The sequence below is a fragment of the Mucilaginibacter segetis genome, from assembly GCF_016522075.1.
In the GTDB taxonomy this organism is placed as follows: Bacteria; Bacteroidota; Bacteroidia; order Sphingobacteriales; family Sphingobacteriaceae; genus Mucilaginibacter; species Mucilaginibacter segetis.
Window position 1 is genome coordinate 214921 of sequence record NZ_JAEHFW010000002.1, and the last position, 24539, is coordinate 239459.

A 24539-nucleotide genomic window follows, 5' to 3' on the forward strand; every position below is an offset into this window, starting at 1 on the left:
TTTGTACATTTGCCGCATGGCATCCATCAAACCATCTGTACCAAAAGGCACACGCGATTTCTCTCCCGCAGAAATGGCTAAACGCAACTTTATTTTTGATACCATAAAAGGTGTATTCCGTAAATATGGTTACCAGCAGATAGAAACCCCTTCGATGGAGAACCTGAGCACCCTCACCGGTAAATATGGAGATGAAGGCGACAAACTGATATTTAAAATATTAAACAGCGGCGATTTTTTAGCTAAAGCAGACGAGCAGGCAATCGCAAATAAAAACTCTAATCAGGCAATAAGCTCTATCTCCGAAAAAGCACTGCGTTATGATCTTACTGTGCCTTTTGCACGTTATGTAGTGCAACACCAAAATGATATTACCTTTCCGTTCAAGCGTTTCCAGGTGCAGCCCGTTTGGCGGGCCGATCGCCCTCAGAAAGGGCGTTATCGCGAATTTTACCAGTGTGATGCCGATGTGGTAGGCTCTGCATCTTTGCTGAACGAGGCTGAATTTATCATGATATATGATGAGGCTTTAAGCTTATTGGGATTGAAAAATTTTACTATCAAGATAAATAATAGAAAAATTCTATCAGGAATAGCAGAAGTTATAGATAAACCTGATAATATTATAGACCTTACTGTAGCTATAGATAAAATTGATAAGATAGGTTTACACGGGGTGATAAAAGAGCTGACAGAAAAAGGTTTTACTGATGCCGATATCACTAAATTAAAGCCTGTTATTTTATTGGAGGGTAATAATGAGGAGAAATTAGAAAAACTACGCCAGGCTTTGCAATCATCAGCAATTGGCCTGCAAGGTTGCGACGAAATAGAAATTGTATTTAATTATATAAAACACACACCGCTTAAAAAGGCAACACTTGAGTTAGACATTACCTTAGCGCGTGGCTTAAATTATTACACCGGAGCTATTTTCGAGGTGAAAACAAATGAGGTAGCCATGGGCAGCATAGGAGGTGGCGGCAGGTATGACGACCTTACGGGAATGTTCAGTTTAAAAGGCTTGACAGGAGCTGGTATATCTTTCGGGGCCGATCGTATTTATGATGTACTGGAAGAGTTGAATTTATTCCCGGCTGCCGCTGAGCAGGGCACTACGGTATTAATTTGCTGTTTCGATGCAGCAGGCGAAACTTACGCATTACCCTTGTTGCAGCAATTACGCGATAATAACATCAGTGCGGAACTATATCCCGCCGGCACCAAAATTAAAAAGCAAATGGATTATGCCAATAACAAGCATATCCCCTATACCATACTTATTGGGAGCGATGAGATGCAAAGCGGATCACTCTCTTTTAAAAACATGGAGTCCGGTGAGCAGGAAAGCCTGAGCGCAAACCAGATAGTAGCAAAGCTTTCCGGTAAAACAGGTCAACGCAAATAACGCTTACACAAAATTTAGTCCCGAAAAATTACGCGTTAATATCTGGCTGTTATTAACATTCAGCCATTTATCAAGCAGTGTAGCGTATACGTTCCTGAAATCTATCTCATATTTCAGATCGCCGTTGTCCAGTTGAGCTAAATTAGGCGCAGTATTATAAATACCACTCTTTTTAAGTTTACCGCCAAATATCATTACATTGTTGGCTGTACCGTGGTCGGTACCGTTACTGGCATTTTGTTCCACACGGCGTCCGAATTCCGAGAAGGTCATTACCAGGGTATCATCCAATTTACCTGCCTGTTTTAAATCCTTGATAAAGGCGGCTACACCATCACCATATATTTTCAACTGCCTGCCTTGCTGATTTTGCTGTGTAGTATGTGTATCAAATCCGCTTAACGATACATAATACACCCTTGTTTTTAAACCGGAATTAATAAACTTAGCTACGCTTTTCAGCTGATTAGCAAAAGCAGTTTGCGGGTAGCTGGCTGTGGTATTGTACGTTTTAGACGTTTGCTGTATATAATCTGCTGATGAATAGGTTTCTATCATGGTTTTATACAGGTAGCCTAAATTGTCTTCATTCAGATCAGTATCATGGCCATGTACTAATTCCTTAAAAAATGGCTCCCGGGTTGAACGGTATAGTTTTGCCGGATTTTCTACTGCGATACCCTTCATTTTTGCACCCTTCATGGCAAGCGACAGCGTATCATCAACCTCTACAGCGGTATACGGTTCTTTACAGGTATTGCAATTAGAATCAAGATAACGGCCAATCCACCCCGTGGTTAAAAACTGATCGGAATCACTGGCGGTTTGCCATATGTCCATCGAGCGGAAGTGTGAGCGATCAGGATTGGGATAACCTACAGAATTGATGATACTCATCCATCCCTGATCGTAGAGTTCCTTTAATGCTGACAAATTAGGATTCAATCCCTGCATATCATCCAGCTTTACTATATCGGGTTGCTTTATAGCAATAGTGCTCCTTTTTTGGTAATAAATATCGTTACCATAGGGAACTATCGTATTTAATCCATCATTACCGCCCGACAATTGAATGATCACCAGGTTTTTATAACCCGACATATCGCCCATGGCCATAGCTTCTAGTGGCTTCAAAAACGATGGTATCAAAAACGCGCCGGATGCCAGCGCTGTATTTTTCAAAAAATCTCTTCTTTTCATGATAATGTATTTTAATCAGCTTAGCTGATACTCCGGTGTAGAAACCAGTTCAATAACCATTGTTTTAATATCCGTTGCCTTATTAATAATGCTCAGCAGTTTGCTGTTAATAGCGGGCGAAAGAACAAGCTGCGCAATCTCTTTTTTGGTGGTATGTGCAGGTATATCACTCAAAAATTTATTCCAGTCGGGCTGTGTTTGTACGCGGGTATGTACTGCCTTTTTTTCCTTGCGTGCGGTAGCTATAAAAGCCTCATCATCCGGATCTGTTTTTCCCGTAAAGTCTATCACTCCATCGTTCAACACCGTTGCCGGTATAGACAAACGGTACATCAGCGACGAACTGTCTATCCAGTTTTTGCCGCCTGGCCACCCCGCAACATTTGGCGGATAAAAAAGCACCTGGCCTAACGCCCGCTGAAATTGAATCTGTATATCAGGGTTTTGATAATCAATATAAAACTGCCTGTTCATGGCAACAATAAACTCCACCGGAGATTTAATGAGGTTTCCGGTATTCTTTTCATTATAAAACCATTTGGCATTAAACACAAATTCAAGTAATGGTTTTATCTCGTATTTATGATTATAAAAAACATCGGCCATTGCATTAACATTCGCCGCATCGGGCACCTCGTTAACCAGGTATTTATATAGCTTGGTGCAAATAAAATGAGCTGTTTGCTTTTTAGCCAGCAGCATATCAATTATATCTTCCCCGGTAAAATTACCCGTGTTTCCTAAAAAGGTTTTCTGTCCGTCGTCATGTAAAAACTTACGTTCAGCAAAAACCCCATCCTTATTAAACCCCCACCCGGTAAACGCCCTTGCCGACTCTTTAACATCCTGCTCCGTATAATTCCCCCGCCCTATGGTAAAAAGTTCCATCACCTCACGCGCGAAATTTTCGTTAGGGTGCCCTTTGCGGTTTTGCTGGTTATTCAGGAATTGAAGCATAGCGGGTGTTTTGGAAACCTCCAACAGCAGGGTGCGGAAGTTACCCAATGCATTATCGCGCTGGATGTTATTAAGTTGTTGTGCATACCACGCGTTTAGCGTACGGCATGCAAAATGGTTATGCCAAAACAGGGTCATTTTATCGCGAAGTTGAGTATTGCCGGTACTCATATTCTTCAGCCACTCTATATTCAGATCTTTTTCCTGCTGCCGTTGCTGCATCATAAACATTTTACGGCTCAGCTGGTCGTCTTTCAAAAAATCCTTGTAATTAACATTTTCCTTTACACTAACAAGCGGCTTTGATTGAACCGATGAACGGAATAAAAAATCAATTGAGTGCTTTACAGACAGTTGCTCCACCAGCCTCATATCCTCAAAACGCAATCCGAAACCCGCTCTTGAGTACAGGTGCCTTATCTGCTCCATTGTTTTCATAGTGTTGATATGACATTTAATTCCCCAAGAGGTTTAACTTTGAATTAAATTTATTAAAAACTTATTTTTTTACACTTTTAATCTGCAAAAAAAATTATATTCGTTCAACCTAAACTTAAACTATGTATAAAACTTTTACATTTCTCTCGCTGTGTTTTTTTACCTTATTTGTTAAAGCGCAAACTCCCGCTCCTACCGTTCAGGATTATGGCAAAATTGATATAGCCGACCTTGAACTTAAATCATGTGACTTTGAAAAAGATGCCAATGCGATGATCCTTTTCGATGAAGGCAATGTGTTTTATGATCACAATCTGGACCTGGCCATGGAAAGGCATAAACGCATTAAAATATTTAATGATAATGGCAAGGATAAAGCCAACATACGTATTGAATACTATAGCGGCGGCCATTATGAATACATAACCGGCTTGCAGGCGCAAACCATTAACCTGGTTGATGGCAAACCCGAAATAACCAAGCTGGATAAAAAACTAATTTATACCGAACATATTGATAAAGGCCGTACCGCCCTGGTATTTAGCATGCCAAATGTAAAAGCGGGTTCGGTAATTGAATTCAAATACGTATGGAACAGTAATTCTATCTCTAACTTTCCTGATTGGTACTTTCAGGATAAGATACCTACCCGCTACAGCGAGTTAACCACACAAATACCCGACATTATGTACTTTAAGTTAAAAAGTAACGTAGTGCAGCCTTTTATTAAATATACAAAAAGCAGCGAATCCAGAAGTATAGGTAGCGGCACAGATGCCATATCATACACGCTTGAAAAAGAAACCCGCGGATTAGCGAATATTCACTCTTTGCCTGATGAGCCTTATATGACGGCGGTTAACGATAACCTGCAATCAATGGTATATAAACTTACCTCTATACGCCCTTTAGGAACCTTTACCAAAAGCTATTCTGACAGCTGGGCTAAAGTGGGTGGTATATTGGCAGATGATGATGATTTTGGCGGCCAGCTAAAAAAGAAACTGGATAACGAGGACGAGATAATCGCCACAGCTAAAGAGCGCCTTACTACCGAAGCTAAAGTAGCTTATATATTTAATGAGGTTAAAAACCGGATGAAATGGGATGGTATTGATCGCTGGTATACCAATGACGGAACCGCTAAAGCCTGGGAAAAGAAAACGGGTAACTCCGCCGAAATCAACCTGATATTATATCATTTACTGAATAAGGCAGGGGTTACAGCGTACCCAATGGTAGTTAGCACCCGCGAACATGGTAAGGTGGTACCTTACTTTACCTTTTTATATCAGTTTAACAGGGCAGTGGTTTATGTTCCCATAAATGATGATAAAACTTATGTGCTTGACGCTACAAATAAATACAATATCTACAACGAGATACCATCGGACATATTAAATTCAGATGCCCTTTATATTGATAAGGACAAAAAACAATACGACATGCTATACATCACCCGCCAGGCTCCGGTACGGCGTGTGGTGATACTGAATGGCGAAATTAAGCCCGACGGTAAGATGGAAGGTGAAGCAAGCCTGAACAGTTTTAGTTACAACCGCATTAAAAGCATTGATCGCTACAAAACTGACGGAGAAAAAAAATACATTGACTATTTAACAGAAAATAATAATAACCTAAAAGTATCTTCGCTTAAGTTTGACGGCATGGACGTAGATACTGTGCCCTTAGTACAGCATATTAAATTCAATATGGATCTTACCGGATCCGACGAAAATTATATTATTTTTAACCCTAACCTGTTCACTTCGCTGCATAACAATCCCTTTTTAAGTGAAAACAGGTATACCGATATTGACTTTGGTTACCGTAATAATTACACCATCAATGGAACATTTAAGATCCCGGCAAGCTATACAGTTGATGCGCTGCCAAAAAGTACAAGCATGATAATGCCCGATAGTAGTATTACATTTAAGCGTATTATGGTAAGCGACGGATCGCAAATAGCAGTAAGATATAATATCGACTTCAAGAAAACGATGTACACAAAAGAAGAGTATCCTTTATTTCGCGAATTCTGCAAAAAGATGTATGAAATGCTTAATGAGCAAATAGTGCTGAAAAAATCTTAATTGCTCATGAAATTTCCCTTTAAAAATGTGTTGCTGATCCCAGCAATTGTAATGCTCTTTTTTACTGCTTACAGTCAGGATAAAAACCTCAGTAAAGACATCTATTTAGCTTCTGCTATACCCGACTCTTTAAAGCAGGATGCTAACGCAGTAGTTCGTTACGCTTCCGATGAATTGGTAGTAAAGGCAGCCGGTAAGGCTACTAAAAAGCACCATAGTATTGTTACAGTTTTAAACGAAAAGGGGGATGATGAGGCACGACTGGTGTTGTTTTATGACCGTAAATATAACACGGTAAACAATGTTGAGATGCTGATTTACGATGCTGCAGGTAAACAGATAAAAAAATACCGGAAAAGCGATATGTACGACAGGTCTGCTACCGATGGCACCACCATTGTAACCGACGACAGACTGCTGGCACTCGGCCATACCATAGCCAGTTACCCTACAACCATAGAGGTTATTTATGAAACAGGCATCAACAGCTACCTCGACCTCGGCCACTGGTATATGCAACAACCGGAAAGAGCTGTGCAATATGAGGAATACACCGTTTTGGCAAACCCGGCTATAGGGTTCAGGTTTAAAAATAAAAACACCACTATTCAACCTGTTAAAACTACACAAGACGGCTTTGAAAAATACACATGGCAGGTAACCGGTAAAAAAGCCGTTAAACCCGAAGATGACGCGCTCCCATGGCAGGTTTTGCCAAACATAACTTTTGCTGCCAACGCCTTTCAGTTTGATGGGTTGCCGGGCGATTTCAGCACATGGCAAAATTATGGCAAATGGTATCAGGGCTTGAATGCCGATGTCTGTAACCTTAGTCAGCAGCGTATTGATGAGATAAAAGCCATGACCGCTAACCTTACTACTGATAAAGAGAAAGCGAAATTTTTATACCAATACATGCAACAAAACATGCGCTATGTTAGCGTACAATTAGGTATTGGCGGATTAAAACCTTTTACGGCAAGTTTTGTGGACGAAAAAAAATACGGGGATTGCAAGGCCCTTACTAATTATATGGCCGCCCTTCTAAAAGCGGTAAATATACCCTCCTACTATGCCATGGTAAATGCAGGCACCAACCAGGAACCTGCCGATGCTTCCTTCCCGTATGATCCGTTCAACCATGTAATACTATGTATACCCTTCAAGAGTGATACCACCTGGCTGGAATGTACCAGCAGCACCCAACCTTTTGGCAAACTGGGAACCTTTACCGAAAACAGGAATGCTTTACTGGTTACAGAAAACGGTGGCAAACTGGTTAATACACCGCGAAGCACCGCTAAAGACAATCAGTTTAACGGTGAGGTGCACATTAAACTAAATGCAGACGGAGGTGCTGTTGCTAATGTCAGGATCATGAGTACCGGCGCCTACCGCGATGATTATATAGGCATGACCACTCTTAAAATGGATGAACAGAAGGAGTTTCTGATCCGTATGCTTAATATGAAACAGCCTTCTTTCATGGATTATAAATCCGCTGCAGATAAGGACGGCGTAAAAGAAGTAGATATTGATCTGGAATACGAAAAATTTTGTGATATAGCTGCAGGCAACAAACAGTTTTACCGCCCCCGGGTAATCGACCTATGGCAGACCACCCTACCTGTGCTGGAAAAAAGAAAGACTGATTTTTACTTTGATCAGCCTATGCAAAAAACCTGCGTCACCACGATAGATCTGCCCGAGGGATTCGAAGTGGAAACTTTGCCAGCTAATCAGTCGCTTAAATTCACCTACGGTAATTTCGAGATCAACTATGTGTACAATTCCGATAAAAATCAGGTAAAAAGCACTTCAAGATTTAATTTAAACACCCAGGGAATTCCCGCGGCCAAATACAACGAGATGCAGCAGTATATGGATAACATCTCCAAGGCACAAAATAAAAAACTGGTAATCCGGCGCAAGGCTTAAATTTGTCCTGATGATATTCAGGTTAGATGAGCGTTTATTGTTTCCGGATCCGGCATTGGCAGAACCCGATGGACTTTTGGCCATAGGTGGCGATCTTTCCGCTGAAAGATTGATGCTGGCTTATAAAAATGGCATATTCCCCTGGTATAGCGATGATGAACCCATCCTGTGGTATTCCCCGCATGAGCGGTTTGTATTGCATCCTCCCGAACTGCGCATATCCAAATCCATGAAAAAGATATTACGCACAAATGTATTTACAATAACAATTAACCGGAACTTCGCGGAAGTTATACAAGCATGTTCTGCCGCCCCACGCGAGGGACAGGCAGGAACCTGGATAACTGACGATATGATAGCGGCCTATATCAATTTGCATAAAAAAGGGTATGCCCATTCTGTAGAGGTTTGGCAAAACAACTCTTTAGCAGGTGGTTTATACGGGGTACAGGCAGGAGATGTATTTTGCGGCGAAAGTATGTTCAGTGCCGTAAGCAACTCCTCCAAAGCTGCACTGATATGGCTTTGTGAAAACAGCAATTACCACCTCATAGATTGCCAGGTATACACGGAACACCTGCTTTCAATGGGCGCGCGCATGATAAGTCGTGCGGAATATATTAATGCCCTGCATAATACCCCACCTAAACCGTAGCTTTGCAATTGAGCATGGAACAACCGAAAGCAAAAGAGCGTGTAATATTGGGCATAGATCCGGGTACTAAAGTGATGGGGTACGGACTGGTTCTGGAAAAGGGCCAAAAAATAGAATTGATAAGTCTGGGCGTAGTGAAAATGGAAAAGATAGATGATCACATGCTTAAACTACAGCGCATTTTCGAAAAGACAGTAGCCCTTATTGATAATTATAAACCGGATTGTCTAGCCATTGAGGCGCCGTTTTACGGAAAAAATATACAGGTAATGTTAAAGTTAGGTAGGGCGCAGGGTGTTGCTATGGCGGCTGCCTTATCACGAAATATAGAGATTACCGAGTATTCCCCACGCAAAATTAAACAGTCTATAACAGGTAATGGGAACGCCACTAAAGAACAGGTTGCCGCCATGTTACAAACACTCCTAAAGTTTCAGGAAACTCCTGATTTTCTGGATGCAACCGACGGCTTGGCCGTAGCGGTTTGCCACTCCTTTCAAAAAATAACTACCACTGCGGGTAAGGCAAAAAAATCTTACTCCGGCTGGGAAACATTTGTAAAAGATAACACTACCCGTGTTAAGGGAACCAAATAACACCATTATTATTTATAATTATTCTAAATAATTTGCATAAGTAAACTTCAGGGTGTACTTTTGGCGCATTATTTATAATTAGTCTTAATAAACATATGAAGCATATTCAACCTTCCCTATTTAAATTTTACCCTTTAATAGTACTGATCGCCCTTTGTTTTTCACATGCTGCACTTGCGCAGCAAAATCCGGCTATAAAGGGAACGGTATCCACTTCTGATGGACTGCCGGCTTCGGCAGTTTCTGTAGGCATTAAAAACACCTCTATAGGTACCATGACTAACGATGCCGGTAAATTTCAGTTCAACAGGCTGAAAGCCGGAACATACACATTACAGATCTCCTCGGTTGGTTCTGTAACTCAGGAACAAACAGTTACAGTAATTGCGGCCCAAACTGCAACTGTAAATTTTATTTTAAAGGAAAGCGCCAATGAATTAAAAGAAGTAATGGTGTCTGAGAATAAAAAGAAATATAAAATAGATAATCCGTCGCCAAGTTTACGCCTGAACGAGCCATTGTTAGAAGTTCCTCAAAACATACAGGTAGTAACAAGCGATCAGTTAAAAGACCAGCAGATATTTACCATGCTCGAAGGGGCATCACGTAATGTTAGCGGTTTAACCATGCAGGAACACTGGGGCAACTACGCCCGTGTAAATGCGCGTGGCGACAGGTTGGCCCCTTTCCGCAACGGAATGAATATTGAAGCTACCTGGGGCCCTTTAACGGAGGACATGTCTTTTGTGGATCGTATTGAATTTGTAAAAGGCCCTGCAGGTTTTATGCTGGCCAATGGCAACCCATCCGGTTTTTATAACGTAGTTACCAAAAAGCCTACGGGATATACCAATCAGGCATTCAGTTTCACAGCGGGTAGTTTTAACACCTACCGTGCCACTGCCGATTTTGATGGTGTGCTCACCAATGATGGCAAACTGCAATACCGCCTTAACTTAATGGGCCAGTTATCCGAGTCGTGGCGCCCTACCGATTTCACCAACCGCACGGCAATAGCCCCGGTTTTACGTTATAAATTTGATGAAAAAAATATTTTAACCGCCGAATACACCTACCAGTTTCAACGTATGAATGCTTTTGGGACCGCATACCTTTTCTCAACAGACGGTTATGCATCGTTGCCAAATAATTTTACCAACGCACCTGTAAACTCCCCTGCATCTAACATCTATGATCACAGCGCGTTTTTAACTTATGAGCATAAATTCAGCGACAAATGGAAGGCTACTGCAAAAGGCGCTTATTTTAACTATAAGCAAAACGCTTACAGCTATTGGATAAACAGCATACAGGATAACGGCGATATTGACCGTAGCCTTGGTTTGTGGGATGCCGTTAACAAAAATAAATTCGCGCAGGCCTTTGTAAATGGTGAAGTGCAAACAGGGACAATTGCGCACCGCATATTGGGTGGTGTGGATATAGGCGACAAATACTACATCGCCGATTATTTCCAGTCCGGTTCGCTTGATCCGGTTACCCCTTTTAACATTCACAGCCCTGATAACAGCGCGGTTACCCTGCCAACTTTTGACAGAACAACTCCTTTAACAGAGCGTGGCGCTGGTGCTAAATCAACACAAACCTACCAGTCTTTTTATTTACAGGATGAGTTGGGTTTCTTTGATCAGCAGTTACGATTAACACTTGCCGGCCGTTTTACACATGCGGTTACAGTTGACCCATATGCAGGCACCGCTACAAACAAACAGTTTACACCGCGTGTGGGTATAAGCTATTCTGTTAATGATGCAACCAGTATATATGGTGTTTACGATCAATCTTTCATCCCGCAAACCGGATCAATTTTTGGCAGTGGTACGGTAAAACCAATTACAGGTAACAATCTGGAAGCCGGCTTAAAGCGCGATTGGTTTAACGGCAAATGGAGTACTACGCTATCAGTTTATCAGATACTTAAAAACAACCAGTTAGTTGGTGACCCGGATCATCCTACCGGGAACTATGTAGTGCAGTTGGGTCAAACCAAAACGCATGGTATTGAGTTTGACGCCCGTGGTGAAATTGTGAATGGTCTTAGCTTAATGGCTAATTATGCATATACAAATTCGGAGATATCTGAAGATACCGATCCAAACAATGTGGGTAACCCGGTTCCGGGTTTTGCTAAACATGTTACTAATGCATGGTTAACCTACCGTGTGCAAAAAGGCAGCTTGAAAGGTTTAGGATTTTCTACAGGTTACCAATGGCAGCTTGATCGCTTACCATGGAGCCTTGGCAGCGGCACTTCCGACCTGCCCAATTATTTCCGTTTAGATGCAGGCGCATCTTACCAGATCAATAAGTTAAACTTTGCTGTAAATGTAAACAATGTACTCAACGCGTACCTGTATTCAGGCGGTCACGAAGATTACTTAAGCCCAACTGGCAGTACCGTTTATACCTGGCAGGCAGAAGCACCCACAGCAGTTCGTGTAAGTATAGGTTACCGTTTCTAACCTGATGACGAGATTTAAGAAAGTAATATTATTTTTTCACCGCTGGCTCGGATTAATTTCCGGGCTGGTGGTGTTTATTGTAAGTATAACCGGTTGTATATTTTGTTTTCAGGATGAGATACAGGATGCCTTGTATAGTTTCCGCAAGGTAGAGGTGCAGAATAAACCTTATCTGCCCCCTTCCAGGATCGAGGCGTTGTTTAAAGCTAACTATCCTAAAGCAAATGCCGATTATATTTACTACTACGGCAAAGGTCGGCCTGCCGCGGTACTCAGCAACATGGGCGATAAGGGTTTTTACTACATCTTTTTTAACCCATACACCGGGCAGCTCACCCATACAGAAAGAGCGCAAAGCAATCTTTTTGTTATCGTAGAGTATATTCACCTTTACCTGTTACTGCCACCAAAAATTGGTGGCATGGTGGTGGGGATATCTGTATTGATATTTGTTATTTTAATGATAACGGGTATTATACTATGGTGGCCCAAACGTAAAACCGACCGCAAACGCAGCTTCACCATTAAGTGGAATGGTCGCTGGCGCAGGGTAAATTACGATCTGCATAACGTGTTGGGTTTTTATGCTACCGCTATTGCACTTGTATTGGCTATCACCGGCTTGTCCATGTCGTTTGAATGGGTACGCAACGGCATTTACAAAACTGCCAACCTGGGAAAAAACTATACTGCTGAAAAGATACTTCCCAAATCCGATTCGCTGCAAAAAGGTTTTATAACTACACAACCGGTTATTGACCGCGGATACGAGATAGCTAAGCAACGTTCACCAAAAGCACAAATGTACCTTGTTTTTAATGACCGGTCTGCAACCGGTACTATAGAAGTTACGGCATTTGCAAAAACTTTCCGCTATTATAAAAGCGACTCGTACATGTTTGATAAATATACCGGCCAACTGCTGCGTACCATGCCGCACATTAAGAAAAGCCCCGGTATGAAAATGAACGAGATGAACTACGATGTACATGTGGGCCAAATACTGGGATTCACGGGTAAGATCATCGCCTTTTTGGCCAGCCTTATATGCGCCAGTTTACCGGTAACCGGGTTTATTATATGGTGGGGTAAACGCAAAAAGTCCAAAACTAAAAAAATACGTACCATTGTGCATCGCAAAACACATAAACATCTGCAGGCTCAAGGCACATTTCGTTCGAGTTAGGGTGTCGATAAACTTTGGTTATCTACCATTAATTTTGTTGATAAGAAAGCCTTATCTTTTGTGCTTACTTTTGATAGTGATTTAAACCGGATTACATCAAAAGTAAGTATAACGGATGAAGTTAAACGATCAGCACGAATTAATAAAAGCAATAGTTAAGCTATCCGTATATACGGTTTACATCGCCGTTATCATGATAGTGTGCTTTATTATCCTCATCATTTCTCTGTCTGATCTCAACTCACCTGCCACAACAGGCACATCCATACAGGCAATTGTTGCCTCCACTTCCGCACCTGTTACTGTTGCATCAGCTATCAACCCGCCAGCCGAAACCATATGGCAGGCACCCGACACCAGCACCATCCCCGCCGGCAAACAGGGCAACATGATAAGATACGGCAGGGAGTTACTGGCGCATACTGCTAAATATTTTGGGCCCAAAGGTAGTATTGCACAAATTACCAACGGTATGAATTGTCAGAATTGCCATTTAGATGGCGGTGTGCGTTTATTTGCCAATAACTATGCTGTGTTTGTGGTTAACTATCCTAAAATGAGCAAACGATCAGGCAAGGTAGAACCCGCATCCGAACGCATAGCCGAATGCTTTCAGCGAAGTTTAAACGGCAGTGTGCCGGATATAACCTCAAAGGAGATAAAAGCGATGCTGGCTTACATGACCTGGGTGGGCAAGGATGTAAAAAAAGGCGAAAAGCTGTTTGGCCACGCTACCGAAGTATTACCCTACCTTTCAAAACCTGCCGATCCTGTTAAAGGTCGTGCGGTTTATGTTGCCAATTGTAAAAGTTGTCATGGTAATAAAGGGCAGGGTTTACCTGATGCTGATAGAAAAGGATATATTTATCCGCCGCTATGGGGCGAGCATAGCTATAATGATGGTGCCGGAATGGGACGCATTATAAATTTCGCGGGCTTTGTAAAAAACAATATGCCTTATGGCTCATCAACCTACCGGCATCCAACGCTAACAAATGAAGAAGCCTGGAATGTAGCTGCGTTTGTAAATTCACAACCACGTCCGCATATTGACCAGCATAACGATTGGAAAAAAATTGCAGATAAACCTGTAGATTACCCTTTGGGGCCATATATTGATAATTTTAGCGAAAAACAGCATAAATATGGCCCTTTTAAACCCATAATAGCAGCACAAAAACAAACTATCAAATAAACACACCATGAAAAAGTATCTCTTGATTTTATGCGCCCTGGCATTATTTATTTCCATAAAACCGGTATCAGCTCAAACAACGCCCGAAAGTTTTACAGGAGCCAAAGCCACCCTTAAACACTATAACGCCCTATATGTAATTAATACTGCCGATGAACATCACATAAAAGGAACATTGCGCAATTTAAGTAATGCGCTGGAAGACCCCCGTTTAAAAGGCAAACTACAGATTGAACTGATAGCCTTTGGCGACGGTGTAGCTGTTTATATGAAAAGCGGACCTTTTGAACAAATATTGAAAGACCTGCAGGCAAAAGGTGTGATATTGGCACAATGCAGTAATACGGTACGCGAGCGGAACATAGATAAGAATACCCTTTTCCCATTTATTTCTTATGTGCCAAGTGGTAATGGCGAGATCATAATACGCCAGTACGAAGGATGGGCCGTAGTTCATCCATAGTGGCCTTGCAAATTTTAATGTCGCTACAGCGCGGAAACACTATATTTGAAATCTCCTGAAGCTTATTAACTACATCGGCGTGGTTTAAAATTTTTTAACAGTTTCGGTAATATGCGCCAGGTGATGCTTACCGTGCCAGGCGTACAACGCTAAAGCTTTTTTTAAGGAAACAGTTTCGCCGGAGGCAGGATGTACAAAGGTCCTGTCCCATTCGTTCTCAGTAAAGCTCTCAAATAAAGCGGTCATGCGTTGATGTATGCCTTCCAGCATTTTTAACGAGGGTTCAACCGGAAGACTGTAGTCGGGTAATAGCGCCCAGTCGGCCTCCTCGTAAGGTTTTATGGTAGGATTGTCTTCCGTTAATGCCAGCTTAAAGCGGGTAATTGAATTCATGTGGCTGTCGGCCAGATGATGTACCACTTGTCTTAACGACCATCCTCCTACACGGTAAGGTGTGTTCAATTGCCGATCGTTCAACCCGATAATTGCATGCCGAACTTTGCCCGGTAAGGTTTTAATGTCAGTTATCCACCGCCGCTTATCTTCCATAATATAGGATACGGGCGCTGTGAATTTACCAATCGGGTATCTCATTTGTTCGTCTGTCATACTTTTATCGTTAATAGGGCATATTATATTTTATTGTTGAATAAGGATTTGCACTAAATTAGCGTTTTGTAGTTATTTACTAAAACTGATGATTAAAAAATTAATTGTACTGCTTATACTCCTCAATTGTTCATTAAGTTATGCAGAAACTATTAAAACTGATGTGCTGGTAATAGGCGGCGGGGCCAGCGGCGTTGCAGCAGCTATACAAAGTGCCCGCAGTAATGTAAAAACCATGCTGATAGAACAGGGCCCCTGGCTGGGTGGTAGCATGACGGCCGGCGGTATGTGTGTGCTGGATGCCAACCGTAATCTTGCATCAGGCATATATGCTGAATTCCGGGGCAGGGTAGTTAATTTTTATAAAAACAGACTCGGATACGATACTACCGCAAACGCGCCGCTGGTGTATGAACCCTATACTGGCGCCGCTATCCTGAAAAGGATAACCGATACGGTAAAAAATCTTACGGTTAAAATGAACACCCCGTTTACCGGAATAAAAAAAGACGGCAGTGGCTGGGAAGTAATTATCCCGATTGATGGCAAAGACGTAGTTATAAAAACCAAAGTATTGGTAGATGCTACCGAAACCGGCGATGTGGCCGCGCAGGCAGGAGCAATATTAACCGCGGGATTTGACAGCCGTAAGGATACCGGAGAACAACTGGCCCCTGAAAATGCGACCAACCAGATACAGGATATTACATGGATAGCTATTTTAAAGGATTACGGCCGTGCTGCCGACCGTACCATCGCCAAGCCTGATGGTTACAATGCTGCCGATTATGCTTGCCTTAAATCGGCCGAAGTAAAAAAATGGCTGGCAAATTCCAAACTGCCTAATGATAAGTACATGGTCAATTTCCCGGGTTGTGGGGGTAACCAATATCCGGTAACATCTGATGATCTTTCACCGGAGAATAGAAAAAAAACCTATCAGCAGGCCCGGCTGCATACCTTGGGGCTAATATATTATCTGCAAACCGTATTGGGCTATAAAAATTTAAGCGTAACGGATGAGTTTAAAACACCCGATCATTTACCATATATTCCATACATCCGTGAAAATAAACGCGCACAAGGTTTAGTAAGAATGGTACTGGATGATATTTACACGCCATACAGCCGCCAGTCGAAACTTTACCGTACATCAATTGGCGTGGGCGATGCTTTGCCCGGGCAGCATTATACCGAAGCCGGTGTACCGAAAATAAATTATCCGCCTTTTCCTGCTTACAGCATCCCACTGGGCGCGGTTGTAGTTAAAGACCAGGAGAATTTACTGGTTATTGAAAAAGCGATGTCGGTAACCCATTTGGTTAACGGCAGTGTTACCTACCCATCGGTACAAATGACCTTAGGACAGGGTGTGGGAGCTACCGCGGCTTACTGCGCGTTTTTTAAAACAACCACCAACCATTTAGATGTGAGGGTGATACAAGGCGAGATACTTGATTTTAAAGGATCGCTGATGCCTTTTGCCGACGTTAAACAAGGCGATACAGCATTCAGGGCTATACAACAGATAGGCGCAACCGGGCTCCTCGAAGGTTTTCAGAAAGTAAATGGCAGTACCGCCGAAGTGCTTTTTAAACCAGATACCATTGTTTACACCGCGGAACTTAAACCGATACTTAATGAAATTTATGCGCGTTCGTTCCTGTGGTTTAACCGGGTAAAGCCTGGCGAAAAATTCACTTTGGGTAATCTGCTATCATACATCAGCGAAATGACGCTTACCGATCCGGAGACGCTGAACCTGATGATGCAGAAATCGTGGGAAACAAAATATAAGTTTGGCACCAAATTCGATCTTAACCGGCCGGTAACCCGGATGGAATTTGCCGTACTGGCCAACCGTTATTTAAATCCGTTTTCGCGTGCGGTTGATATCAGCGGGAAGCTAATTATATAAAAATAAGCTTATTTTTATATAAAGCCTTATACCTTTGCTTTATGGAAACCATTAACTGGAGCGATTTTGAGCGGGTAGAGCTACGCGCCGGAACCATACTGGAAGTATCGGATTTTCCGGAAGCGCGTAAACCGGCGTATAAGTTAAAGGTCGATTTTGGTCCGCTGGGCATTAAACAATCCAGCGCGCAGATCACTAAGCATTACTCCAAAGCAGAACTGCCGGGCAGGCAAATAGCTGGTGTTGTAAATTTTCCGAAGAAACAGATCGCTAATTTCATGTCGGAGTTTTTAGTTACCGGGTTTGCCGATGAGAACGGCGATATTGTATTAACCACTATTGATAAACCCGTACCAAACGGCAGTAAACTGATATGAATGTACCAATAGAAAGCTGGTTTATTGGTCCGCAGCTGATAGGTGCGGTTTTTATTGTCATGGGGTTGATACAACGTTATTATCCACCAAAACATATCAACGGTTTGTATGGTTACCGTATGCCATCGGCTACTAAAAATCAGCAAACCTGGGATGAGGCTAATCGTTATTCGGGCACATACATGTACAGAATCGGGTGGGTAATGCTTGTTATGGGCATTATAATTACAGTTTCCCTCTATCAAATTCCGATGCAGGCAAATTTGCGCGATGGCATCAATGTAATGTTGCTGATTGCAGGCTCTATTGTGCCTTGTGTAATGCTGATCATATCCACAGAAAAACATTTACAAAACACATTTCACGATTAAGTACTGATGAGATATTTTACTTTCGGCGATGAGCCGGCAATATCACCCGACGAGTTTTTCATGAACGAAGCGCTAAAAGAAGCCCGCTTAGCGTTGGCCGAAGATGAGATACCCATAGGCGCTATTGTGGTTTGCAAAGGGCAGATCATAGGCCGGGGCCATAATTTAACCGAGCGGCTTAATGATGTATCGGCACATGCCGAAATGCAGGCACTAACCGCCGCAGCTAATTACATGGGTGGAAAATATTTAAAAGATTGCACCTTATACGTTACGCTGGAGCCCTGCGTGATGTGTGCGGGCGCCTCATACTGGTTTCAGGTGGGTAAGATAGTTTTTGGCGCTTATGATGTACGCATGGGTTTTGGCAGGCTTAATCAAACCATTACGCACCCCAAAACAGTAATAACGGGCGGCATTCATGAAAATGAATGTGCCGAACTGGTGCGCAATTTTTTTAAAAGCAAGCGTAAATAAGCACTACCTGTGGGATGTCATTTATGGGTAAGATTTAAGAAAAACTGAAAACAAAATGCTACAGAATTTATTCTATTAATACCTGTGAAGTGTGTTAAACATGACATTACTTTAGAACAAAATTTATATTCAACCCTTATATTTGTTCATCACAATTTTTTTAAACATTAAAAATTAAATATTATGGCATTCTCACTACCGGCGTTACCTTACGCTTCAGACGCATTGGAACCTCATATTGATAAAGCTACTATGGAAATTCACCATGGTAAGCATCATCAGGCTTATGTAAACAATTTAAACAAAGCTTTAGAAGGCAAACCGGAAGCTGATGGCAGCATCGAAGATATCATCAAAAATATTTCAAAGTTCCCAATGGGCGTTCGCAATAACGGCGGCGGTCATTTTAACCATACCCTATTCTGGACAGTATTGTCACCAAACGGTGATGGCGAGCCAACAGGTGCTTTAGCAGAAGCTATTAACAGCACATTCGGTTCGTTTGCTGATCTTAAAACAAAAGTATCTGAGGCAGGTGCAACCCGTTTCGGTTCAGGCTGGGCCTGGCTTATTGTTACGCCTGACAAAAAACTTGCGGTAACATCAACACCAAATCAGGATAGCCCGTTAATGGATATTGCCGAAGTAAAAGGCACGCCTATTTTCGGCATTGATGTTTGGGAGCACGCCTACTACCTGAAATATCAGAACAAGCGTCCGGATTATTTAGCTGCTATATGGAATGTAGTAAACTGGAACCACGTTTCAGAATTATATGCTAAAGCAATAGCTTAATAATTAACTATGGATCATGAGATAATGATCTGAAATGAAAACAGAAGCGGCAGGTTGGAAACAATTCTGCCGCTTTTTAATTATTTATTAAATACTCCGATGAATATCTTTAAAAGAATTATAAAAAGATCAAATGCGGATAATAGGTTTTTAGGAGAATGGATAGTTGACAAAACTGATTTAAGCACCCTTAACGAAATTGGAAATGTGAAGATGACCTTTACAGCAGACGGAAAACTTACATATGAATTTAAACTGTTGGATAAAAGGCAAATTATAAATTTAACGTACGACGTTATAGGAAATAAAATAATAACCGATCAGCCTTCGCACCCACATACAGAAGAATCAGATTTTGAATTTGAGACTTCCACGACTCTAATTATAACTTTTAACGGCCATAAAAGCCGCTTTATAAAAGCAAAGTAATATGAAAGCAATTGTTTTAGAATCTGCAGAGCGCTCCATAGTTTATAAAGAAGTTGAAAAACCGGTACCCGCAGAAGGGGAGGTTTTGGTTAAAATTATAGCCGCTGCCTTAAACCGCCGCGATTACTGGATAACCGTTGGCAAATACGCCGGCATCAAATACCCTACTATATTAGGAGCAGATGGCGCGGGCATAGTTGCCGAAGCAGGCTCAGGTGCCGAAGAGTGGCTTAATAAAGAGGTGATTATTAACCCCTCGCATAACTGGGGGGAGCATCCAGAATATCAATCAAAAGAATTTAAGATACTTGGCCTTCCCGAAGATGGCACCATGGCCGAATATGTTAAGGTAAAAGCCGAATACCTGTATCCTAAACCCGCATACTTAACCTGGGAACAGGCGGCCGCTATTCCCTTAGCTGGCTTAACCGCTTACCGTGCTTTGTTTACCAAGGGCAGGATGAAAAAAGGAGACACAGTTTTAATTAATGGTGTTGGTGCCGGAACAGGTACATTTCTGCTACAGTTTGCCGTAGCCGCGGGCTGCCGGGGTTTTGTAACATCGGGCAGTGGCGAAAAAATTGAACAGGCTAAATTACTGGGGGCCGCAGCTGGCGTAAATTATAAAGCTCAGGACTGGGCACAGGAACTTAAGCATTTATCGGGTGGATTTGATGTAATAGTTGACAGTGCTCTGGGCGATGGCTTTGCTAAACTACCGGACATATGCAATCCGGGTGCGCGTATTGTATTTTTTGGAGGCACGGCGGGCAATATTCCGGAGATAAACGGAAGACCGATATTTTGGAAGCAATTGCAGATATTGGGAACTACTATGGGTACTCCAGAAGAATTTAAAGTGATGCTTGAATTTGTAAATGAACACCAGGTAGTGCCTGTAGTAGATGAGGTGTTCCCCTTAGCGAAGGCAGCTGAGGCTTTTGCTAAAATGGAGAATTCATCGCAGTTTGGAAAATTAGTACTGGCAGTTTAAGATGATTGATTTAAGAGTAGACACTATAAAATGGGAACTTCCGGATACTGCTACTTTTTATTTCACTACCACTATTGGCAAAGAGGTATCTTATAAAGCGGGGCAATTTATAACACTGGTGTTTCAGCATCACGGGGAGGAGATACGCCGTTCTTACTCGTTAAGTTCATCGCCCGATGAGGGATTCCTTTCTATTACCGTAAAGCGGATAGCCAACGGAGAAATATCACGTTTCCTGCTGAACAAAATTAAACCCGGGGATATACTTACTGCCATTGAACCCGCCGGACGGTTTATGGTAACCGACAGCCAGGCCGAGAAAGACATTGTGTTTTTTGCAGCAGGGAGTGGTATTGCACCGGTACTTTCACAATTAAAATATATTTTAAAACGGCCGGGTAAAAGCCGCATTCATCTTATTTACAGCAATAAAAAGGATGCCTCCATACTATTTGCACATGAGCTTAATGAACTGGAAACCGTTTGCCGTAACAGATTAAATGTTGTACACCTTTTGAGCAGCGAGGCCCGGCGTCTTAATAATGTAATGGTAGAGCAATTGGTAAATGAGCAACTGCATTTTGGCGGTGATAAAGCGGAGTTTTACCTGTGCGGGCCATTCGCCTATATGCGAATGATAAATCTTACCCTGCTATATATGGGTATTGATGCCAGGCAGATACGTAAAGAGAACTTTGTATTAGAGACAGTACCGGTTACCGCCACACAAATCACCTATCCGCCAAAAAATATCCGCATAAAATTCAACGGCGAGTGGCACGATGTTACAGCAGGCGAAAACCAATCTATTTTACAGGCCGCACTGCAAAATAACATCGCTTTGCCTTATAGTTGCCGCAATGGTATATGTTCGGCGTGTACAGCCCTTTGTAAAAGCGGCAAAGTTGAAATGGCAAAAAATGAAGTGCTTACCAACGAGGATATAGCCAACGGGTTGGTACTTACCTGCACAGCCCACGCTTTAACCGACGATGTGGAAATAGAATATCAACCTAAGCTGCTTTAGCGGCCTCTGTTATACTTAAGCCATAGGTTATTTATTATGATATATAAAAAAAGCGGCCTGAATTACCAGACCGCTTTGCCTATCACCTACTGAATGAGCTTATCACAGGTTAAAGAAATTGTACTCTAAACGTATCAGGTACATATTTTTGGAATTTCGCTGCATATCATTATACAACGGTGTGCGATACGAAAGATCCAACCGGCACACACTGTTAAATATAAACTGAACTGCGGGAGCAATATCCAGATAACTTTGCCCATATCCCGGATTTACCTTGCCCAGCAACTCGGCATACAGATTCATATTTACCTGTTTATAACTGGTGTAATGCTTTGGCAAAAACAGGTATCCCCCTGATAGCGTATAAGCCCCGGCATCCCTCGCGCCCGTTAAAGGCAACGAATTATCACCTGTATTGTTAAAGGCATGCAGGTAACTCACCGATCCGGAGAACGCCAGCTTATGTACAAGCTTGGTAAATACTACCCCACCCTGAAAACCGGTATTATCGCCCTCCAGACCTATCTCCTGCGTGGTAAAACGGTTACTGCTGAAAGCCGCCTTTGCAAAAAAGGCACCTCTGAAATGCTCCTGCACCGAATCAACCGTCAGAAAACGCACCTTGGCGTAAAGGCTGCCACCTTCAAACCTTTGCTTTTCCTGATAAATATCTGAGCGGTAAACCGCGCCATGTAGCATTAGTTCCTTACTAAAACCATACATTACTTCCAGCGTGCTCCGGTTCTTGAAGGTTGGCGAAAAATAGCCCTGGTTCTCCAACCGTATCCCTAATGATTTGGTAGCCATGTTGCTGGCAGGTTCGGTATTTACATATAGCTCCTGCGCAAATAAATTGCACGCTAATGCCATAAGGCAAAAAGCCAATAAAAGTTTCCTCATCTTTTATAATTATAAGATGCTTATATAGCGATGTGGAACGTTCTGCCCGAGGCGGTTTCCGCGGCATCAGTAACCTTATCCTCGTATTTTTTTGAGACAGATGCCGGGGCGAACCCTTTATCTACAAGAGTAAGCATAACCGGACCGGTGAGTGCTTTATCAGCCGGACTAACTATTTTAAATACATCGCCTGCGTAACTAAAAGTGTTATTGGCAACCTTAGTGTTAGCGAAGTTATAGGTAGGTTTAAGATAGTTTACTGAAAAACCCGCGCCTTTTACTTTTTTACTGATCATATCCAGCTTTACCGGAACATCTTTTTTAAATGTGATCAGATATAAATTACGGGACAGATCGGGTTTTATTTCGCTGATGAATGGTAATGAGCTTAATGCTTTTTCGGTGGCTTTGGCACACATGGAGCAGGTAAGACCGCCTACCTGCAGTTCGGCCTTAGTGAATTGTGCTTTTGCAGATGTTACCACAGCTAATAATATAATAGTGAATATTTTAAGAGATTTCATGATTTTAAAAATTGAATTAAACAGTAAATAAATAAGTAATATTAATTGGGGACAATTAACTACTTATCAGATACGGAAAATGCAATTTTTAATACATAAGGTTAGGCCATCGTGCGCAATATCCGGCGGGCCGCGATCATAAAATTTGTCAGCTTGTGCTCGCTGCGGCGATAAAAACAGATCACCAAATAATGACCTTGGTATATCAAACGAAAATAAAGGATTTAAAAACTCGTTGGCTTCATTCTGATGATCATCCTTTATCTTCACGGTAAGGTGCGTATCCTTACAACATTTCATTTTACCCTCCGTCATTGGCTGCACGCAGCTTTTTACCGGAGCGTTAATTTGAACATCGGCAACGTAATTGCCACAATAGTGCAGGTTAAGCGCAAAGCCGCTTGCTGTAACTACATACAGCAACATCAACAATACGGTGCCTAACCTTTTTATCATACTGCAAATTTATGGTATAAATAGGCTAAACCTCATTATATAGAGAAATATTTTAGGTGAATTGTTGATTTATAGTCAATTTAATACTTTATTTGTATTTAGATTAATTATAAATAATATGAAAAGAATAATACCATTATTTATTATTTGCCTTTTGAGTTGTGCTTTTGTTAAGGCCCAATCAAAATTAGAGCAGGACAGGCAGGCCATTCGTTCGCTCGCAGGTTACTATAAGGTAACTTTTAATTATGCGGAAACCTTTGCGCCCGATACCACCTATAAATTTCATCCGCGTTACCAATCCTGGGGGAATGAGTGGGCCGTTATAGTAGAGGATTCACCTAAAAAAATTGTGATACAACATTTGCTGGTGGTTGGCGACAGCATGGTAATAAAACACTGGCGACAAGACTGGACATATGAAGACCCCACCCTGCTCGCTTTTGATACAGCTAATACATGGAAAAAAGCAACCTTTTCTCCGGCCGATATCAAAGGCAAGTGGACGCAAAAGGTATATCAGGTTGATGATAGCCCGAGATACGAAAGTATGGGCACCTGGGTACATGTAGATGGCAGGCATCAGTGGCAAAGCGAAACCGATTCGCCACTGCCACGCAGGGAGTTTTCTAAACGGAATGATTACAATGTGCTGCATAGAGGTAACCGTATATATTTAACTCCGCAAGGTTGGATGTTTGAACAGGACAACAACAAAATAATACGCACGGCTGATGGTGATAAGCTACTGGCACAGGAAAAAGGCTACGAAGAATTCACCAAAACTGATGAGGCTAAATTTGCTTACGCCAAAACATGGTGGGCAAGTCAGCAAAATTACTGGGCCGATGTGCGAAAAATTTGGGATGAGGTGCTGGGGAAAAGCACCACTGTTAAGCTTAGCGGTAAAAAGGATGGTAAACTACTTTTCGAGCGGCTGTTTGATATGGGCGACCAGTCGGTAAAAGAAAAATGGAATTCCGCTAAAAACCGCGAAGAAGCTAAAAAAGTAATTATGGCCTATATGGTATCGTGATAACCACT

The 24539-nt window shown here is 42.1% G+C and carries 24 protein-coding genes; 18 read left to right on the forward strand and 6 right to left on the reverse strand.

Annotation, left to right across the window (positions count from 1 at the left end; genetic code table 11):
• Positions 1-16: 16 nt before the first annotated feature.
• Positions 17-1408 (forward strand): histidine--tRNA ligase, encoded by a 1392-nt coding sequence (gene hisS, locus I5M19_RS10570; RefSeq protein ID WP_200066298.1) that lies wholly within the window; start codon positions 17-19, stop codon positions 1406-1408.
• A 3-nt stretch (positions 1409-1411) separates the two neighbouring features.
• On the opposite strand, the gene I5M19_RS10575 is transcribed toward hisS, so the two are convergent.
• Both I5M19_RS10575 and I5M19_RS10580 read right to left on the reverse strand, forming a co-directional pair.
• Positions 1412-2608, reverse strand: a complete 1197-nt coding sequence (locus tag I5M19_RS10575; protein ID WP_200066299.1) for a DUF1501 domain-containing protein — start codon at positions 2606-2608, stop codon at positions 1412-1414.
• Between the two features lie 15 nt (positions 2609-2623).
• Positions 2624-4003: a DUF1800 domain-containing protein gene (locus I5M19_RS10580; RefSeq protein ID WP_200066300.1), complete on the reverse strand. Its 1380-nt coding sequence runs from the start codon at positions 4001-4003 to the stop codon at positions 2624-2626.
• 122 nt (positions 4004-4125) lie between these two features.
• Here I5M19_RS10580 and I5M19_RS10585 point away from each other — a divergent pair, with 122 nt between their 5' ends.
• The 8 genes from I5M19_RS10585 to I5M19_RS10620 all read left to right on the forward strand — a co-directional run bounded on the left by I5M19_RS10585 (position 4126) and on the right by I5M19_RS10620 (position 14615).
• On the forward strand, positions 4126-6099 hold the full coding sequence (locus I5M19_RS10585; RefSeq protein WP_200066301.1) for a DUF3857 domain-containing protein: 1974 nt from the start codon (positions 4126-4128) through the stop codon (positions 6097-6099).
• Positions 6100-6105: 6 nt separating this feature from the next.
• Complete coding sequence (locus I5M19_RS10590; protein WP_200066302.1) at positions 6106-8037, forward strand: DUF3857 domain-containing transglutaminase family protein; 1932 nt, start codon at positions 6106-6108, stop codon at positions 8035-8037.
• A gap of 10 nt (positions 8038-8047) precedes the next feature.
• Complete coding sequence (gene aat / locus I5M19_RS10595; protein WP_200066303.1) at positions 8048-8692, forward strand: leucyl/phenylalanyl-tRNA--protein transferase; 645 nt, start codon at positions 8048-8050, stop codon at positions 8690-8692.
• A gap of 14 nt (positions 8693-8706) precedes the next feature.
• Entirely contained in the window at positions 8707-9288 is a 582-nt protein-coding gene (gene ruvC, locus I5M19_RS10600) for a crossover junction endodeoxyribonuclease RuvC (RefSeq protein WP_200066304.1), read from the forward strand.
• A 95-nt stretch (positions 9289-9383) separates the two neighbouring features.
• Positions 9384-11771 (forward strand): TonB-dependent receptor, encoded by a 2388-nt coding sequence (locus I5M19_RS10605; RefSeq protein ID WP_200066305.1) that lies wholly within the window; start codon positions 9384-9386, stop codon positions 11769-11771.
• Between the two features lie 4 nt (positions 11772-11775).
• The gene (locus tag I5M19_RS10610) at positions 11776-12957 is read left to right on the forward strand and encodes a PepSY-associated TM helix domain-containing protein (protein WP_200066306.1); all 1182 of its coding nucleotides are present in this window, start codon (positions 11776-11778) and stop codon (positions 12955-12957) included.
• 115 nt (positions 12958-13072) lie between these two features.
• Positions 13073-14152, forward strand: coding sequence for a c-type cytochrome (locus I5M19_RS10615; RefSeq protein ID WP_200066307.1), 1080 nt, complete (start codon positions 13073-13075; stop codon positions 14150-14152).
• Between the two features lie 7 nt (positions 14153-14159).
• Positions 14160-14615, forward strand: coding sequence for a DsrE family protein (locus I5M19_RS10620; RefSeq protein ID WP_200066308.1), 456 nt, complete (start codon positions 14160-14162; stop codon positions 14613-14615).
• 84 nt (positions 14616-14699) lie between these two features.
• On the opposite strand, the gene I5M19_RS10625 is transcribed toward I5M19_RS10620, so the two are convergent.
• Entirely contained in the window at positions 14700-15224 is a 525-nt protein-coding gene (locus I5M19_RS10625; RefSeq protein ID WP_200066309.1) for a YfiT family bacillithiol transferase, read from the reverse strand.
• 88 nt (positions 15225-15312) lie between these two features.
• Here I5M19_RS10625 and I5M19_RS10630 point away from each other — a divergent pair, with 88 nt between their 5' ends.
• The 8 genes from I5M19_RS10630 to I5M19_RS10665 all read left to right on the forward strand — a co-directional run bounded on the left by I5M19_RS10630 (position 15313) and on the right by I5M19_RS10665 (position 21612).
• Positions 15313-17142 carry an FAD-dependent oxidoreductase gene (locus I5M19_RS10630; RefSeq protein ID WP_200066310.1) on the forward strand — a complete coding sequence of 610 codons (1830 nt, stop codon included), beginning with the start codon at positions 15313-15315 and terminating at the stop codon, positions 17140-17142.
• Between the two features lie 41 nt (positions 17143-17183).
• Positions 17184-17519: a tRNA-binding protein gene (locus tag I5M19_RS10635; RefSeq protein ID WP_200066311.1), complete on the forward strand. Its 336-nt coding sequence runs from the start codon at positions 17184-17186 to the stop codon at positions 17517-17519.
• Complete coding sequence (locus tag I5M19_RS10640; RefSeq protein ID WP_200066312.1) at positions 17516-17890, forward strand: SdpI family protein; 375 nt, start codon at positions 17516-17518, stop codon at positions 17888-17890. The genes I5M19_RS10635 and I5M19_RS10640 overlap by 4 nt, the downstream gene beginning before the upstream one ends.
• A gap of 6 nt (positions 17891-17896) precedes the next feature.
• Complete coding sequence (locus I5M19_RS10645) at positions 17897-18367, forward strand: nucleoside deaminase (RefSeq protein WP_200066313.1); 471 nt, start codon at positions 17897-17899, stop codon at positions 18365-18367.
• 183 nt (positions 18368-18550) lie between these two features.
• On the forward strand, positions 18551-19162 hold the full coding sequence (locus I5M19_RS10650; RefSeq protein ID WP_200066314.1) for a superoxide dismutase: 612 nt from the start codon (positions 18551-18553) through the stop codon (positions 19160-19162).
• 99 nt (positions 19163-19261) lie between these two features.
• Positions 19262-19591, forward strand: coding sequence for a hypothetical protein (locus I5M19_RS10655; RefSeq protein WP_200066315.1), 330 nt, complete (start codon positions 19262-19264; stop codon positions 19589-19591).
• Between the two features lies 1 nt (position 19592).
• Positions 19593-20585: a zinc-binding dehydrogenase gene (locus tag I5M19_RS10660; protein WP_200066316.1), complete on the forward strand. Its 993-nt coding sequence runs from the start codon at positions 19593-19595 to the stop codon at positions 20583-20585.
• Between the two features lies 1 nt (position 20586).
• Positions 20587-21612, forward strand: a complete 1026-nt coding sequence (locus I5M19_RS10665) for a ferredoxin--NADP reductase (RefSeq protein ID WP_200066317.1) — start codon at positions 20587-20589, stop codon at positions 21610-21612.
• A gap of 102 nt (positions 21613-21714) precedes the next feature.
• Here the strand turns inward: I5M19_RS10665 and I5M19_RS10670 are convergent, their stop codons facing one another.
• The 3 genes from I5M19_RS10670 to I5M19_RS10680 form a co-directional block, all read right to left on the reverse strand.
• A complete protein-coding gene (locus I5M19_RS10670; protein ID WP_200066318.1) occupies positions 21715-22485 on the reverse strand; it encodes a hypothetical protein in 771 nt (256 codons plus the stop codon).
• A gap of 50 nt (positions 22486-22535) precedes the next feature.
• Positions 22536-23039 carry a heavy-metal-associated domain-containing protein gene (locus tag I5M19_RS10675; protein ID WP_200066319.1) on the reverse strand — a complete coding sequence of 168 codons (504 nt, stop codon included), beginning with the start codon at positions 23037-23039 and terminating at the stop codon, positions 22536-22538.
• A 66-nt stretch (positions 23040-23105) separates the two neighbouring features.
• Positions 23106-23495, reverse strand: a complete 390-nt coding sequence (locus I5M19_RS10680; protein WP_200066320.1) for an HYC_CC_PP family protein — start codon at positions 23493-23495, stop codon at positions 23106-23108.
• Between the two features lie 118 nt (positions 23496-23613).
• On the opposite strand from I5M19_RS10680, the gene I5M19_RS10685 reads away from it, so the two are divergent.
• Positions 23614-24531, forward strand: a complete 918-nt coding sequence (locus tag I5M19_RS10685; protein WP_200066321.1) for a DUF6607 family protein — start codon at positions 23614-23616, stop codon at positions 24529-24531.
• The last annotated feature ends 8 nt before the right edge of the window (positions 24532-24539 follow it).